Consider the following 14450-nt stretch of genomic DNA (forward strand, 5'->3'; position numbering starts at 1 on the left):
CCGCTCGAGATCGCGCCCCGCGTTGCGAAGCCTCGGCCGCCGTCGAGCACGGGCGAGACCGTCCGCCTCCACTCGGGGGGCGTCGCCGCGTTGCCACCACTGGAGCGCTTGGTTAATCTTCGGCGCTGAAGTTTTAATAGGCGATCGGCCTATTAAGCATTGCTGAGCGAGGCCACGGGCGTGCGGCGAGGCGAGAGCGGCCACTACGAGGTGACATCGGTGGGGGGAGAGCAGGTTCGGGCCTTCGTGCCCGCCCCGTTGCCCCCGACGCCGCCGCTTGCGCTCGACGGCGGGTTGCAGCGCGCGCTGGAGTCGGCGGTGCTCGGCCTCGGCCGGCTCGACGGGGTGTCGTCTCTCCTGCCCGACAAGTCGCTCTTTCTCTACTCGTACGTGCGCAAAGAGGCAGTGCTCTCGTCGCAGATCGAAGGCACGCAGTCGTCGCTCTCCGACCTGTTGTTGTTCGAGCTGGAGGAAACGCCCGGGGTGCCGCTCGACGACGTTGTCGAGGTGTCCAACTACGTCGCCGCGCTCGATTTCGGTCTCGCGCGCCTGCGGGAGAACTTTCCGCTCTCGAACCGGCTGATCCGCGACATCCACGGCGTGCTGCTGTCGCGCGGACGCGGCGGCGGCAAGGACCCTGGCGCGTTTCGCCGCTCGCAGAACTGGATCGGCGGCACGCGCCCCGGTAACGCGGCCTTCGTGCCACCGCCGCCGAATTTGGTCGCCGATTGCATGGGAGCGCTCGAACACTTCCTCCACGCCGCCGACGACCATCTACCGGTGTTGTTGCGGGCCGGGCTCGCGCACGTGCAGTTCGAAACGATCCACCCGTTTCTCGACGGCAACGGCCGCGTCGGCCGCCTGCTGATCACCTTCCTCCTCTGCCACAATGGCGTCCTGCGCGAGCCGCTGCTGTACCTCAGCCTGTACTTCAAGCAGCACCGCCCCGAGTACTACGCGCTGCTCGACCAGGTTCGCCGCGACGGCGACTGGGAGGCCTGGCTCGGGTTCTTTCTCGAGGGGGTTCGGCAGACGGCAGACGCCGCGGTGTCGGCGGCACAGCGACTCTCCGATCTGTTCCGCGGCGACCGCGGACGCATCGAGCCGCGCGGCCGGCGCGCCGGCTCGGCGCTGCGCGTCCATGATTCGCTCAAGACACGCCCCATCGTGTCGATGCCGCAGGTCTGCCGACAGACCGGCCTCTCCTTCCCCGCCGCCTCCGCGGCCATGGATTTGCTCGCTGAGCTGGGCATCGCCCGCGAGCTGACCGGCAAGCGGCGCAATCGACTGTTCGCCTACGATCGCTATCTGGCGATCCTGAACGAGGGGACGGGGCCGCCGCCATGAGCCCGCAGCCGCCCTGTAGGCAGTGACCTCCGCCCCATGGCGACCGCCACCGTCTACGCGTTCGACATCCAGCTCTCCGACGTCGATCGCGGCGTCTACGAGGCGGTGTCGCTGCGTGCCGCCTGCCAGCCGTCGGAAACCGCCGAGTACCTGCTGACGCGCGTCCTCGCCTACTGTCTCGAGTATCGCGAGGGCCTGGCGTTCACCGGCGGCCTCGCCGAGCCGGACGAACCGGCGCTGGCGGTGCGCGACCTCACCGGTGCGTTGCAGACCTGGATCGACATCGGCACGCCCGACGCGGCGCGCCTGCACAAAGCCAGCAAGGCAGCGGCGCGCGTGGTGGTGTACACGCACAAGGATCCGGCGCCGTGGCTGCGGCTGCTGGCCGAGGCGCGCATCCACCGCGCCGACGCGTTGGAGATCTACGCCGTCGACCGCGCGCTGGTGGCGGCACTCCGCGAGCGCCTCGAACGGCGGATGACGTTCGCGCTCGTGGTCACCGACCGCCACCTGTACGTCACCATCGACGAGACCTCGCTCGCCGGCGTCGTGACGCGGCTCCCACTCACCTGAGCCCGGCGCTCGCGTTGCCGCCGCGCGGGCGTGGCACTATGGTGCCGTCGACTCCCACCCCGGCGGAAAGGAAGGACAGGCGATGGAGATCGAGGGCGGATGCTACTGCGGCGCCGTGCGCTACCAGGCCACCGGCGACGCGCTGTTCAGCGGCCAGTGTCACTGCCGCGAGTGCCAGTACATCTCGGGCGGCCACCCGAACGTCGTCATGGGCATGCCGGAGGCCGGCTTCGCCTACACGAAGGGAACGCCGAAGCAGTTCCGCCGCGACGATCTGCCGCGCCCGGTGACGCGCGAGTTCTGCCCCGAGTGCGGCACGCACCTGCTCGCCAGGAGCCCGAACCTGCCCGGCGCGGTGCTGCTCAAGGTCGGCAGCTTCGACGATCCGAGCCGCTTCCCGGGCCCGCAGATGGTGATCTTCACCATCGACAAGCAGGCCTTCCACCACGTTCCCGAGGGCGTGCCGGCCTTCGAGCGCGCGCCCGGTTGAGCGCCGTCGTCGTCCGCCCGTACGAGCCGGGCGACCGCGCCGCCGTGCGCCGGATCTGCCATCAGACCGGCTTCATGGGCGATCCCGCCGACTGGTACTGGCGCCACGCCGACAGCTTCGCCGACATCTGGTCGGGCTACTACACCGACCGCGAGCCGGACTCGTGCTTCGTCGCCGTGCGCGACGAGGCGGTGGTCGGCTATCTCGCCGGCTGTGTCGACAGCCAGCGGGCGCCGACGACCGCGAAGGCGCTGGGCGGCGCGGCGCTGCGCTACGGCCTGTTCGTGCGCCCCGGCACGGCGCGGTTCCTGTGGCGCGGCGTCGTCGACTCGCTGCGCCAGGGGGCGCCGCGCGAGCTGGCCGGCGATCGACGCTGGCCGGCGCACCTCCACATCAACCTCGCCCCGGCGGGGCGCGGCGCCGGCGCCGGCAGCGCGCTGATGACCGCCTGGCTGCGCCGCCTCGCCGCGCTCGGTTCGCCCGGCTGCCACCTCGGCACGATGCTGGAGAACCGCCGCGCCGTGGCCTTCTTCCAGCGCCACGGGTTCGCGGCCCATGGCGAGCCGCAGCTCGCTCCCGGCATGCGCACCCGTTCGGGCGAGCGCATGCACGTGCTGTTCATGGTCCGTTCGCTCGCCTGAAGCGACCGGGCCCCTCGAGTCACCGCCTGCGGAACCGCGCACCGGCGCGGCCGCCTGGCGCAGGAACCGCACGCCCGCCGTCCCGGCGCGCCGCTGACGCGCCGTCCGGTCCGGGTCGCCAGTTCCCCCGTTCGTGGGACGAGCTGGTACAGCCGTCGCGGCCGCGGTAGCAGGCGGGCAGGAGGCCGGGACCGTGATCCACTACGACTACTACGCCGACATCCCGCGCGAGGTGCTCGAGGCGTTCGTGGGCGAGCAGGAGATGGGACGCCTGGTGACGGTCGGCGCCGACGGCGCGCCGCGCATCGGGCTCTATCCGTTCGCCTACGACGGCGACGCCGTCGAGATCCATCTGCATCGCGCCGACGCGCAACTGGCGGACCTGGCGGCGCGGGCGCGCTGCCTGTTCGAGGTCGACGAGATCCTCGCCACCATCCCGTCGTACTGGGTGCATCCCGAGAACGCGGTGATGGCGACCGCCTATCACCGCACGGTGATCTTCGAGTGCGCGGCGGCGGTCTCGCTCGACGGCGACGCGCTGGCGGCGCAGCAGACGCGCCTTCTGGCGCGCTACCAGCCGGAGGGGGGCTTCCGCGCGGTCGCGCCCGACGATCCGCTCTACCGCGGCGCCATCGGGGTCATCGCCGCCGTGCGCCTCGCCATCACCGGCGCGCAGGTCAAGTTCAAGCTCGGCCAGAACCGGCCGCCGGCGGTGCGCGCCCAGGTGATCGAGGCGCTGCGGCGGCGCGGCCGTCGCAACGACGCCCGCGCCGCCGACGCGCTCGCCGGGACGATCGACGCCGGCAGGTAGCGCGGCGCTTCCCTCCGGGGCGTCGCCCGCGCTAGAGGACGTTGCCGCCGCGCGAGAGGAGGATCGCCGTGCCGTCCGTCCACCTGCGTCTGCTCGTCTCTGGTCTGCTCGTCCTGGGACTGTTCGCCGGCGCCGCCGCCGCCGATGACACGGCCGGCGTCGCGCTGCTGTTCGCCAAGAACCCGGGGACGCTCAGCGCCGGCGACCGCCTGGCGATCTACCGGAAGCTCGACCTCAAGGTGGCGAAGGATGGCAAGAGCCTGGTCGACGATGCCTGCGGCCAGGAGGTCTCGTCGGAGGTCGAGGTGAAAGACCTCGACGGTGACGGCGTCGACGAGGTGCTCATCACCTACGGCAACACCTGCCTGTCGGGCATGGCCGGCACCTCCGTGATCATGTTCATCAAGGACAAGTCGGGCCGCTACCAGAGCCAGCTCGGCTTCCCCGGCGTGATCGCCGAGGTGCGCCCGGCCAAGGGGGGCAAGGGCTATCCGGACCTGCTGATCGGCGGACCGGGCTTCTGCTTCCCGCTGTGGCACTGGAACGGCAAGGCCTACGTCCACCTCCGCGACGAGCCGCAGAGCGCGGGAGGCTGCGATCGGCAGCAATAGCGCGCCGGCCGGCGTCGCGCGGCGCGGCCCACCAGGGCGCGCGCCGATGCCGGGGACCGCCCGCGTCGAGAAGCGGCGATGAACGCGGACCTGGCCGCGCCGTTCCTGGCGATCAGCGGCTCCCTCGAGGCACCGTCGGATCGCGCCCCGGCGCTGGCCGGCGACACCCGCGCCGACGTCGCGATCGTCGGCGGCGGCCTGACGGGCCTGTCGACGGCGCTGGCGCTGAGACGGGCCGGGGTCGACGTCGCCGTGCTCGAACGCGAGTTCTGCGGCTTCGGCGCCAGCGGCCGCAACGCCGGACATCTGACGCCGACCATCGGCAAGGACCTGCCGACGCTGCTGATGCTCCACGGCGAGGCGCGCACGGCGGCGATCGTGCGCTTCGCCGACCACTGCGTGCGGCGCACCGAAGCGCTGATCGCCGAGCACGGCATCGACTGCGACTACGCGCCGTCCGGCAACGTGATGGCGGTCGTGCATCCGAAGCAGGAACGGCGGTTGCGCCGCGCCGCCGCGCTCGCCGGCCGCGTCGGCGCGCCGCTGCGGTTCCTCGAGCCCGACGAGATGCGGGCGCGCGGGCTGCCGCCGGCGTTCCGGTCCGGCGTGCTCGAAGGCGCCGGCGGCACGCTCGAGCCCGGCAAGCTGGTCCTCGGTCTGCGCCGCGCCGCGCGCGCCGCCGGGGTGCGGCTGCACGAGGGCACGCGGGTGGTCGAGGTGAGGGCGGGCGCGCGGCCGGCCGTGCGCACGCCGCACGGCACGCTGCGCGCCGAGCACGTGGTGATGGCGAGCAACGCCTGGACGCGCGAGATCGGCGCCCCCGGCGCGAAGATCCTGCCGCTCTACGTGACGCTCTTCGAGACCGCGCCGCTGAGCGACGCACAGCGCGCCGCGCTCGGCGGCTGGCCACGCCGCGAGGGCATCTACACGGCGCACGAGATGCTGGAGAGTTATCGATTGAGCGCCGCGCGCACCATCATCGGCGGCTCCAAGGCGCCGCGTTACGCCTGGGGCGCCCGGCCGGGCACTCACGGCGGGCCGCACGCGCGCAGCCAGGGGGAAATCGCCGCCGCCTTCCGCGCTCGCTTTCCGGTCCTCGCCGAGCTGCCGATCGCCCACTTCTGGGGCGGCTGGATCGCGATGACGCTGAGCTTCCTGCCGTCGATCGGCCGCGTCGGCCGCGACGGCACGCTCTGGCACGCGCTCGGGTACAACGGGCACGGGGTCGCGCAGGCGACGGCGGTCGGCGACATCCTGGCCGACGGCATCCTCGGGCGCGACAACGAATGGGCGCGCGTCTTCCCGAAGCCGGCGCCGACCCTACCGCCCGAGCCGTTCCTCTGGCTGGCGGCGCGCGGCCTGCTCGCCGTCTTCCGCACCATCGATCGCATCACCGACCGCCAGCTCCGCGAGGGCCGCCGCTAGCAGCCCGTTGAAAAACAGGTCGGCTACTGCGGGCAGGTCTTGTGCGCCAGCTCTTTGTTGCCGAATCCTCGACAAAACCGACCGGTTTGCCTCCGGTTCGGCGCCTCGATCTGGCGCACAATCCCTCGCCCTCGCTACGCCGCCTGTTTTTCAACGGACCGCTAGGGCTGGCGCGGTCTGGGCGAGCGGAGGGGCCGTACGACCCAGGTGGGACCCGCGGCGCGGCGGAGGTGCCCCGGGGGACTCCAGACCAGCCGCGAGACGGCGCGACGAGGTCGCATCGGCACGCCGGGACCGATTCCACTGGTACGGACCCCCCGGCTGGGCCAGGGGGCGCCGCGTCAGCCGACGAGGTGGGGGCCGAGCACCAGCGCGGCGATGACGGCGGCGCCGATGGCGGCGATGAGCACCGCGCCGGCGGCGACGTCCTTGGCGTGCTTCACCAGCGGGTGGAACTCCGGCGAGGCGACGTCGGCGAGGAACTCGAAGGCGGTGTTGAGCGCCTCGGCGGTCCACACCGACATGATCGCCAGCACGATCCAGCACCACTCGGCGGTGGCGAGCCGGAGCAGCAGGCCGATCGCGCACACCGCCACCGTGGCGGCGGCGTGGATCCAGGCGTTCTGCTGCGAGCGCAACATCGTCCAGATGCCGGTGAAGGCATGGGCGAAGGAGCGAATGCGACCGGCGACGGAGAAGGCGCGCGGGGACTCCATCGCCGGCGTCACTGGCGGCTCGGCACCTGCCAGGTGGTGGCGCCGTCGGCGGCGCGCAGCAGGCCGCGGCCGCTGCCGTCCGCGACGCTGATCCGCACCCGCTCGCGTTCCTGGCCATCGAAGAACACCAGGCCCGGTTGGTCGTTCACCAGGCCGAGCACGGCGCGCAGCGCGGCGCGCCCGCCGGTGAGCGTCAGCGCCGGCCCGTCGCCGGTGACGTTGAGGATCATGCGGCTCGCCTCGCCGTTCAGCACCACGGCGGGCGTGCCGTCGGCCTCGAGGCCGATGTTGGCGCGCGGGCGACCGGCGCCGTCGAAGAAGCTGAGCCCGCTGTTGGTGGTGAGCAGGGCGCGCACGCGGCCCTGGTCGTCGAGCAGCTTGAGCGTGCGCCCGCTGAGCACGCCGTCGTCGCCCGCGCCGACCAGCAGGGTGGCGGCGAGCACGAGCGTCAGCCCGACGAGCAGGATCCGGTGCCGACGCTGTGCGCGCTCGAGCGCGGCGAGCCGGGCGGCCAGCGCCTCGGGGGCCATCAGATGACCTCGCGATCCTTCAGCGCCGCGACCTCGTCCCACGAGTAGCCGAGCACCTCGGTGAGGATCTGCTCGGTGTGCTCGCCGAACTCCGGCGCCGGCAGGCGGACGCTGCCCGGCGTCTCGCTCAGATGCACCGGCAGGCCGATCACCTGCGTCGGCCCGAAGCGCGGGTGGTCGAAGTCGACGACGTAGTCGTTGGCCTGCACCTGCGGATCGTTGGGCAGGTCGTCGACCGCGTTCACCTGGCAGAAGATGAAATCGCCGCCGGCGCGCAGGATGCGCAGCCATTCCGCCAACGGCTTGCTGGCGAACACCGCGTCGAGGATCTCGATGGCGGCGCCGGCGTTGGCGGCGCGGACGCGCAGATCGACGAAGCGCTCGTCGGTCGCCAACTCCGGCCGGCCGACGGCGCGGGCGAAGTCCGCCCAGTAGCGATCGGGCTGCAGCATGCCGAGGCAGATCCAGCGCCCGTCCTGGCACTGATAGTGGTTCCACAGCGGATTCGCCTGGTACTTGCGCGGCATGCGCGGAATGGCGAAGCCCCACATCAGGCGCGCCGAGACGCTCAGGCCCTGCAGCGCCATCATGCTGCCGAGATGCGAGCCGTCCACCGCCTGGCCGACCCCGAAGCGCTCGCGCGCCAGCAACGCCGCCAGCACGCCGTAGGCGAGCATGATCGCGCCCATCTGGTCGGCGATGCCGCCGGCGATGGCGAGCGGCGGCATGTCGGGCTCGCCGGCGGCGAGCATGATGCCCGAGCGCGCCAGACCGAGCTGGTCGAACGACGGATCGCCGCTCTCCGGCCCCTCGGGCCCGTACCCGGTGGCGGTGGCGTAGATCAGGCGCGGGTTGCGCGGCTGCAGTTGCGCATAGCCGAGGCCGAGCCGCTCGGCGACGCCCTTGCGGAAGTTCTGCACGAAGACGTCGGCGGTCTCGACCAGCTTGTAGACGATCTCGCGGCCCTCGGGCTTCTTGAGGTCCAGGGTGATGCCGCGCTTGTTGCGGTTGTTGGCCTCGAAATAGAAATTCGGCTTGTCCGACATGTCGATGCCGCTCATCTTCGCCATGCCGCGGCCGGGATCGCCGCCGACCCGTTCCTCGATCTTGATCACGTCGGCGCCGAGATCCCCGAGCATCGCCGAGCAGACCGGACCCTGCTGCCAGATCGTCCAGTCGATCACCCGTATTCCGTCGAGCGGCATCGCCATCCCAGCACTCCTGTTCGCCGATTCGATCGGCCCGGCCCCGGCCGATCGCGCGCACTCTATGGGGCCCCGTGGCGGGCTGACAAGTTACGGGCCGCCAACATTGCGGGCCGTCAACGCGGTCGGGACATGCCACCTCGCATGCGAGCACAACATTTTCGTTGACTTCGCGCTGGCGACGACGCTACCGAACACGTAGCACAGCAGAATCCTCAGTCGTTCATCCTTTCTGGCAGACGCAGGGAACGGCGCGCCTCGGCGCCGGCAGGGTGCCGGCGACGACGTGGCCCGACGGTGGTGGCAGCGCATGGCTCGACCCGACGAGACTCGCGGCGGTTTCTGGCAGCGGTGGTTGCGCGGCAGGCCAACCGCGCCCGCGCCGGCGAGCGAGGGACTGGAGGCCTTCCAGGAAGGGCGCCATGGCGATGCCGAGCGCCTGCTGAGCGCCGAGCTCGCGCGCAGCGAGCGCCAGGCCCCCGGAACGCTGGCGGTGGCGCGGGCCATGGTCGACCTCGCCGAGCTCTATCGCGGCCAGGCGCGGTTCGAGGAAGCGGAGGCGCTCTTCAATCGCGCCATCGCTCTGCTCGAGGCCCTGCCCGGCGCGCCGGCGCGCGCCCTGGTGCGGCCGCTGAACAGCCTGGCGCTGGTGTATCGCGCGCAGGGGCGGTACGCGCAGGCGGAGCCGCTCTGCCGGCGCGCCCTGACGCTCGCCGAGGGCAGTCACGGACCCGAGCATCCGGCCACCGCGAGCGTCGTCGGCAATCTGCTCACCGTCTATCTGGCGCAGGGCCGCTACGGCGAAGCGGCGCCGCTCTTCCAGCGCTCGGTGACGCTCAAGGAGCGTCTGCTCGGGCCGAAGCATCCGGATCTCGCGGCGAGCCTCAGCAACTACGCCGCCTTTCTGCGCAAGACGCAGAACGAGCGCGAGGCGGCGGCGTGGGAAGCGCGGGCGCGCGCCATCAGCGGCGAGCCCGCCAGCCGCACCTGACGGCCGCCCCGACCCCCATGCGACGATTCGGGCACGCGCTCCTCGGCGCCGCCGCGGCGCTGCTCATCGGGCTGGTGCTGTGGCAGGTGCCGCAGTGGCAGACCGCGGAGTGGCGCGGCGTGCTCTCGCCGCGCGAGCAGCTCGAGCTCGAGAACCAGGTGCGCCAGACGCTCGCCATCCTGCTCGGCGCCGGCGCCTTCCTGACCGGGCTGGCGCTCCTCTGGTGGCGGGTCGGCGCCAGCGAGCGCGCCGCCAGCGACGCCGTGCGCCTGGCCGAGGACAGCCAGCGCCGCGAGCGCTTCACCCGCGCCGTCGGCCAGCTCGCCGACGATCGGCTGGAGGTCCGACTGGGCGCCATCTACGCCCTCGAGCAGGTGGCGAACGAGTCGGCGCAACAGCACCAACCGGCGATGGAGGTGCTCTGCGCCTACCTGCGCGAGCGCGCCGCCTGGGAGCCCGAGCGGCCGGCCCCGTCGCGCCTGGCGACCGACGTCCAGGCGGTGCTCACCGTGCTCGGCCGGCGCGCCGTCGCGCACGAGGCGGGCGGCGGGTTCCGCCTCGACCTGCGGCGCACCGACCTGCGCGGCGCCGACCTGAACGGCGTCAACCTCGAGCGCGCCAACCTCTTCGAGTCGCACCTGGAAGGAGCGACCATGCAGGCGGCGCGTCTGGCGCACGCCGACCTGCGCGGCGCCTGGCTCGACAACGCCGATCTCGTGGAAGCCGACCTGCGCGGGGCCGACCTGCGCGAGGCGCATCTCGACGGCACGTACATGGTCGAGGCCCGCCTCGAGGGCGCGGATCTCGGCGGCGCCCACCTCGCCGGCGCCTATCTCGGCGGCGCCTCGCTGCAGGGCGCCGACCTCGGCGGCGCCCACCTCGACGGCGCGTATCTGTACAAGGCCAACCTCGAGGGCGCGTCGCTGCACGCCGCCCGCGTCGTTAGCACCATCGGCGTGCCCCGCGACGAGCGCGAGCGGGTGAATCGCACGGCCGCCGCGCTCGACGCCCCGCCCAGCCCGAGCGCGGCGCGGCCGCGCGCCGGCGAGCCCGCCGCGAAGCCGGCCGTGCTGCGCCGCGCCCGCCGCTGAGCGCCGCGTCGCGGCGAACGGCCGCGCCGGCAAACCCGTGCTTGTGGGCGCGCGGGGGCTCCGATAGCTTGCCGCCGGCGATGCACACGGTACCGGCGAGCAACGAGCGCAACGTTCTCCTGCTCACCGGCGTCGGGCATTTCGCCACCCACTTCTTCGAGCTGATGTTCCCCACCCTGGCGGTGGCGCTGGCCAGGCAGAGCCAGGTGCCGATCGACGAGGTGCTGAGCTGGAGCTTCCTCGGCTATCTGGCGTTCGGGCTCGGGGCGCTGCCAGCGGGTCTGCTGGGCGATCGCGTCGGCACCCGCCTGCCGCTGCTGGCGGCGCTGTTCGGTCTCGGGGTCGCGGCGCTGGCGGCCAGCGAGGTCACGTCGCCGCGGGCGCTGATCATCTGCCTCGCGGCCATGGGCGCGCTCGCCAGCGTCTATCACCCGCTCGGCATGAGCCTGATCTCGCGCACCATCGACGCCCGCGGCCGCGCCCTCGGGATCAACGGCATCTTCGGCAATCTCGCCATCGCCCTGACGCCGGTGGTGACCGCCACCCTCTGCGCCCACTTCGGCTGGCAGGACACCTACCGGCTGGTCGGCTACGCGATGTGCGCGCTGGCGGTCGGCTGCGCCTTCCTGCCGGTGCAGGAGCCGGCGCCGCGCGCCGTCGCCGCCGAGGCCGCCGGGACGCCGATCGCCTGGCGACCGCTGCTGGTGCTGCTGGTGGCGGCGACCCTCGCCGGCGTCAGCTATCGCGGCACGACCCTGTTGCAGCCGGCCTACTTCGCCGAGCGGGTGAGCGAGATCTGGTTCGGCGCCGCGGTGTCCGTCGCCTATCTGCTCGGCGTCGGCGGCCAGTACCTCGGCGGTCTGCTCGCCGACCGGCACGACCAGCGCCGGCTGTACCTGCTCTTCCACGCCTGCAGCCTGCTGCCGCTGCTGTTGATGAGCGTGCTCGGCGGCATGCCGCTGGTGGTCAGCACCGCCGCGTTCGTGTTCTTCAGCCTCGGCATGCAGCCGATCGAGAACAGCCTGGTGGCGCACTACGCGCCGCCGCACCGGCGGGCGGCGATCTATGGTCTCAAGTTCGTCTGCACCTTCGGCGTCGGCTCGCTGGCGGTGTGGCTGGTGGGCTGGGCCGACGGCATCGGCGGCCTGGCGCACGCCCTGCGCTGTCTCGCCGGCGTGGTCCTGCTGGTGATCGTCGCCGCCGCGGTGCTGCTGCGCATGGATGATCGCGTCGCCCCGCGCCCGGCGCGCGCGGCGACGGCCGCGCGCCAGCCAGGTGGCGCGAGGCCGCAGGATTCGGCGGTGCTGCCATGAGCGGCGTGCGACGTCTGGTGCTGGTGCGGCACGGCGAAACCACCGGCCAGTCGAGCGTCCGCTACTACGGCGCCACCGACGTGCCGCTGAGCGCGCTCGGCGAGGCGCAGATGCGGCGCGCCGGCGCCGCCCTGGCGGGCGAGGCGTTCGACGCCGTCTACGCCAGCCGGCTGCAGCGGGCGCGGCGCGGCGCGGCGCTGATCGCCGGCGCCGCCCACGCGCCGCGCCCGGTGGCGGCGTTCGACGAGGTGAGCTTCGGCGACTGGGAGGGCTGGACGCGCGAGGAGATCGCGCGCCGCGCGCCCGCGGCGTTCGCCCGCTGGCAGGCCGACCCCGAGCGCTTCGTCTATCCGGGCGGCGAATGCCGCCAGGCCTTCCACCGTCGGGTCGCCGCCGGGCTCGCCGCGCTGCTGGCCGACCCCCCCGGCGCGCGCCTGCTGCTGGTCGCGCACCGCGGCGTCATCGCCGTCGCGCTGAGCGAGCTGCTCGGCCTGGACGCCGCCGCGCGGCGCGTCCTCGACATCGGCCTCGGCTCGATCCACGTGCTCGTCCGCGACGGCGCCGGCTGGCGCGCCGAGCGGCTGAACGCGCTCGACCACCTCGCCGACGTCGCGGAGGCGAGCGCATGAGCCGCCTGTTCGCCGGCGGCGCCGCGCGCGTGCGCGAACGCCGCGGGCGCGCCGCCGAGCGGCTGCGCGGACTCACCCTGTCGCCGATCAAGGACGTCGAGCTGCAGGCGAGCCGCATCCCCGGCGTCGTCTCGCTGGCGCAGGGCATCCCGAGCTTCGACACCCCGGAGCCGATCAAACGCTTCGCGGCCGAGCGCATGGCGGAGGGCGCCTGCGCCCGCTACTCGGTCAGCCCCGGCCTGCCGGCGCTGCGCGAGGCGATCGCCGAGGCGCTGGCGCGCGAGGGCATGCCGTACGACCCCGACCGCGAGGTCCTGGTCACCGTCGGCTCGATCGAGGCCATCGCCGCCACGCTGCTGGCCCACCTCGACGACGGCGACGAGGTGCTGGTGGTGTCGCCGACCTACGCCTCCTACCTGCCGGCGATCCGCCTCGCCGGCGGCGTGCCGCGCTGGGTGCCGCTCGACGAGGACGCGCACTTCGACCTCGACCCCGACGCGATCGCCAACGCGGTGTCGCGCCGCACCCGGGCGCTGCTCCTGTGCAACCCCAACAATCCCACCGGCACCGTCTTCTCGCGCGCCCAGACGCTGCGCATGCTGCGCGTCGCCGCCGCGCACGACCTGCTGGTGATCACCGACGAGGTGTACAAGGACTTCGTCTACGGCGAGGCCGGCATCTTCAGCGCCGCCATGGAGCCGAGCGCGCGCGAGCGCGTGATCCGCGTCTGCTCGTTCTCGAAGGCGTACGGGATGACCGGCTGGCGGGTCGGCTTCCTGCACGGACCGGCGGAGCGCGTCGCCGACGTCCTCACCGTCCACGACGCGCTGGTCACCTGCGCGCCGGTGGTGTCGCAGTACGCGGCGCTGGCGGCGCTCGAGCTGGGCGGCGCGTTCATCGCCGAGTTCGCCGCCGAGTTCCGGCGCCGCCGCGACCACGTCGTCGAACGCCTCGACGCCCTGTCGCAGGTCTTCGATTACCAGAAGCCGAACGCGTCGTATTTCGCCTTCCCGCGCGTCAAGGACACCGTTCCCCTGGCGCGCGATTCGCGGCGGCTGGCCGCCGAGCTGCTGCACCACGCGCGCGTCGCCCTGGTGCCCGGCGTCGCCTTCGGCCCCACCGGCGAGGCCCACCTGCGGCTCTGCTACGCGCGGCCCGCGGCCGACGTCGACCTCGCCTTCGATCGACTGACGGAGTACTTCGGCGGCCGCCCGGCGCGCGATCGCGTCGCCGTGCCCGCCACCCTGCCGGCGCGCGCGCCGACCGCCCGGCTCGCGCTGCGCCGCCGCGGCGTCGCGCTGCTCCGCCGCCTGGCGCACCGCCGCCTGCAGCGCATGCGGCCGAAGGTGGTGGCGATCACCGGCACGCACGGCAAGACGGTGCTGAAACGCACCCTGGCCGAGCTGCTGGCACGCCGCCTGCGCGTGCACGCCAACCCGCTCTCCCACAACACCGCCATCGGCCTGCCCCTGGCGGTGCTCGACGCCGAGCTCGACACCCGCCGGCCGCTGGCGATCGCGGCCGCCTTCGCCCGGGCGGCGTGGCGCGCCTATGGACCGGTCCCCCCGCTCGACGTCATGGTGCTCGAGCTCGGCGTGCGCCGCCGCGGCGACATGCGCGCCCACCTGGAGATCGTGCGCCCGGACGTCGTGGTGGTGACGCCGGTCGCCGCCAGCTACACCGACGACCTCGAGGCGATGAAGACCCTGCGCGCCGAGATCGGCCTGCTGTGTCGCGACGCGAGCCAGCGCGGCGCCGCGGTCCTGCTCTGCGGCGACGATCCGATGCTCGCGGCGCTCGCCGCCGAGCTGCCCGGCGCGCGCACGTTCTCCGCCCAGGAGCTGCGGACGGGCGCAGCGGGCACGACGTTGGCGCTCGACGGCCGGGACCTGCCGGTGCACCGCGACATCGTCGGCGCCAGCGGTCAGCGCGCCGTCGCCGCCGCCGTCCACGTCGCCCGCCTGCTCGGCGTCGACGACTCCGAGATCGCCGCCTACCTGGATTGACGCCCGGGGGCTCCGCGCCCGACGGGCGGGGATGACGGCTCCTCGGCGCCGAGACCCGGGCGCGCCCGGTT

At 73.3% G+C, this 14450-nt stretch carries 15 protein-coding genes; 12 read left to right on the forward strand and 3 right to left on the reverse strand.

Features of this window, described 5'->3' with window-relative positions; all coding sequences use genetic code 11:
* Positions 1-180: 180 nt before the first annotated feature.
* From KF840_06745 to KF840_06775, 7 genes are all read left to right on the forward strand, one after another.
* Positions 181-1347: a Fic family protein gene (locus KF840_06745; GenBank protein ID MBX3024590.1), complete on the forward strand. Its 1167-nt coding sequence runs from the start codon at positions 181-183 to the stop codon at positions 1345-1347.
* 36 nt (positions 1348-1383) lie between these two features.
* Entirely contained in the window at positions 1384-1920 is a 537-nt protein-coding gene (locus KF840_06750; GenBank protein ID MBX3024591.1) for a YaeQ family protein, read from the forward strand.
* An 82-nt stretch (positions 1921-2002) separates the two neighbouring features.
* Positions 2003-2410: a GFA family protein gene (locus KF840_06755; GenBank protein MBX3024592.1), complete on the forward strand. Its 408-nt coding sequence runs from the start codon at positions 2003-2005 to the stop codon at positions 2408-2410.
* The gene (locus tag KF840_06760; protein ID MBX3024593.1) at positions 2407-3051 is read left to right on the forward strand and encodes a GNAT family N-acetyltransferase; all 645 of its coding nucleotides are present in this window, start codon (positions 2407-2409) and stop codon (positions 3049-3051) included. The genes KF840_06755 and KF840_06760 overlap by 4 nt, the downstream gene beginning before the upstream one ends.
* Before the next feature lie 193 nt (positions 3052-3244).
* Positions 3245-3862 carry an FMN-binding negative transcriptional regulator gene (locus tag KF840_06765; GenBank protein ID MBX3024594.1) on the forward strand — a complete coding sequence of 206 codons (618 nt, stop codon included), beginning with the start codon at positions 3245-3247 and terminating at the stop codon, positions 3860-3862.
* 68 nt (positions 3863-3930) lie between these two features.
* The gene (locus KF840_06770) at positions 3931-4473 is read left to right on the forward strand and encodes a hypothetical protein (GenBank protein MBX3024595.1); all 543 of its coding nucleotides are present in this window, start codon (positions 3931-3933) and stop codon (positions 4471-4473) included.
* Positions 4474-4551: 78 nt separating this feature from the next.
* A complete protein-coding gene (locus KF840_06775) occupies positions 4552-5898 on the forward strand; it encodes an FAD-dependent oxidoreductase (GenBank protein MBX3024596.1) in 1347 nt (448 codons plus the stop codon).
* Between the two features lie 341 nt (positions 5899-6239).
* On the opposite strand, the gene KF840_06780 is transcribed toward KF840_06775, so the two are convergent.
* From KF840_06780 to KF840_06790, 3 genes are read right to left on the reverse strand one after another with little or no spacing between them, the layout of a single operon-like run.
* Positions 6240-6614, reverse strand: a complete 375-nt coding sequence (locus KF840_06780) for a diacylglycerol kinase family protein (GenBank protein MBX3024597.1) — start codon at positions 6612-6614, stop codon at positions 6240-6242.
* A gap of 8 nt (positions 6615-6622) precedes the next feature.
* Positions 6623-7144 (reverse strand): hypothetical protein, encoded by a 522-nt coding sequence (locus tag KF840_06785; GenBank protein MBX3024598.1) that lies wholly within the window; start codon positions 7142-7144, stop codon positions 6623-6625.
* Positions 7144-8355, reverse strand: coding sequence for a CoA transferase (locus KF840_06790; protein ID MBX3024599.1), 1212 nt, complete (start codon positions 8353-8355; stop codon positions 7144-7146). Before KF840_06790 ends, KF840_06785 begins: the two co-directional genes overlap by 1 nt.
* 304 nt (positions 8356-8659) lie before the next feature.
* Here KF840_06790 and KF840_06795 point away from each other — a divergent pair, with 304 nt between their 5' ends.
* From KF840_06795 to KF840_06815, 5 genes are all read left to right on the forward strand, one after another.
* Positions 8660-9340 (forward strand): tetratricopeptide repeat protein, encoded by a 681-nt coding sequence (locus KF840_06795; GenBank protein ID MBX3024600.1) that lies wholly within the window; start codon positions 8660-8662, stop codon positions 9338-9340.
* A gap of 17 nt (positions 9341-9357) precedes the next feature.
* Complete coding sequence (locus KF840_06800) at positions 9358-10431, forward strand: pentapeptide repeat-containing protein (protein ID MBX3024601.1); 1074 nt, start codon at positions 9358-9360, stop codon at positions 10429-10431.
* Positions 10432-10511: 80 nt separating this feature from the next.
* Positions 10512-11744 carry an MFS transporter gene (locus KF840_06805; GenBank protein MBX3024602.1) on the forward strand — a complete coding sequence of 411 codons (1233 nt, stop codon included), beginning with the start codon at positions 10512-10514 and terminating at the stop codon, positions 11742-11744.
* Entirely contained in the window at positions 11741-12373 is a 633-nt protein-coding gene (locus KF840_06810) for a histidine phosphatase family protein (protein ID MBX3024603.1), read from the forward strand. The genes KF840_06805 and KF840_06810 overlap by 4 nt, the downstream gene beginning before the upstream one ends.
* Positions 12370-14379, forward strand: coding sequence for an aminotransferase class I/II-fold pyridoxal phosphate-dependent enzyme (locus tag KF840_06815; protein ID MBX3024604.1), 2010 nt, complete (start codon positions 12370-12372; stop codon positions 14377-14379). The genes KF840_06810 and KF840_06815 overlap by 4 nt, the downstream gene beginning before the upstream one ends.
* The last annotated feature ends 71 nt before the right edge of the window (positions 14380-14450 follow it).

The organism is bacterium (assembly GCA_019637795.1).
Classification (GTDB): Bacteria; Desulfobacterota; Binatia; order HRBIN30; family CADEER01; genus JAHBUY01.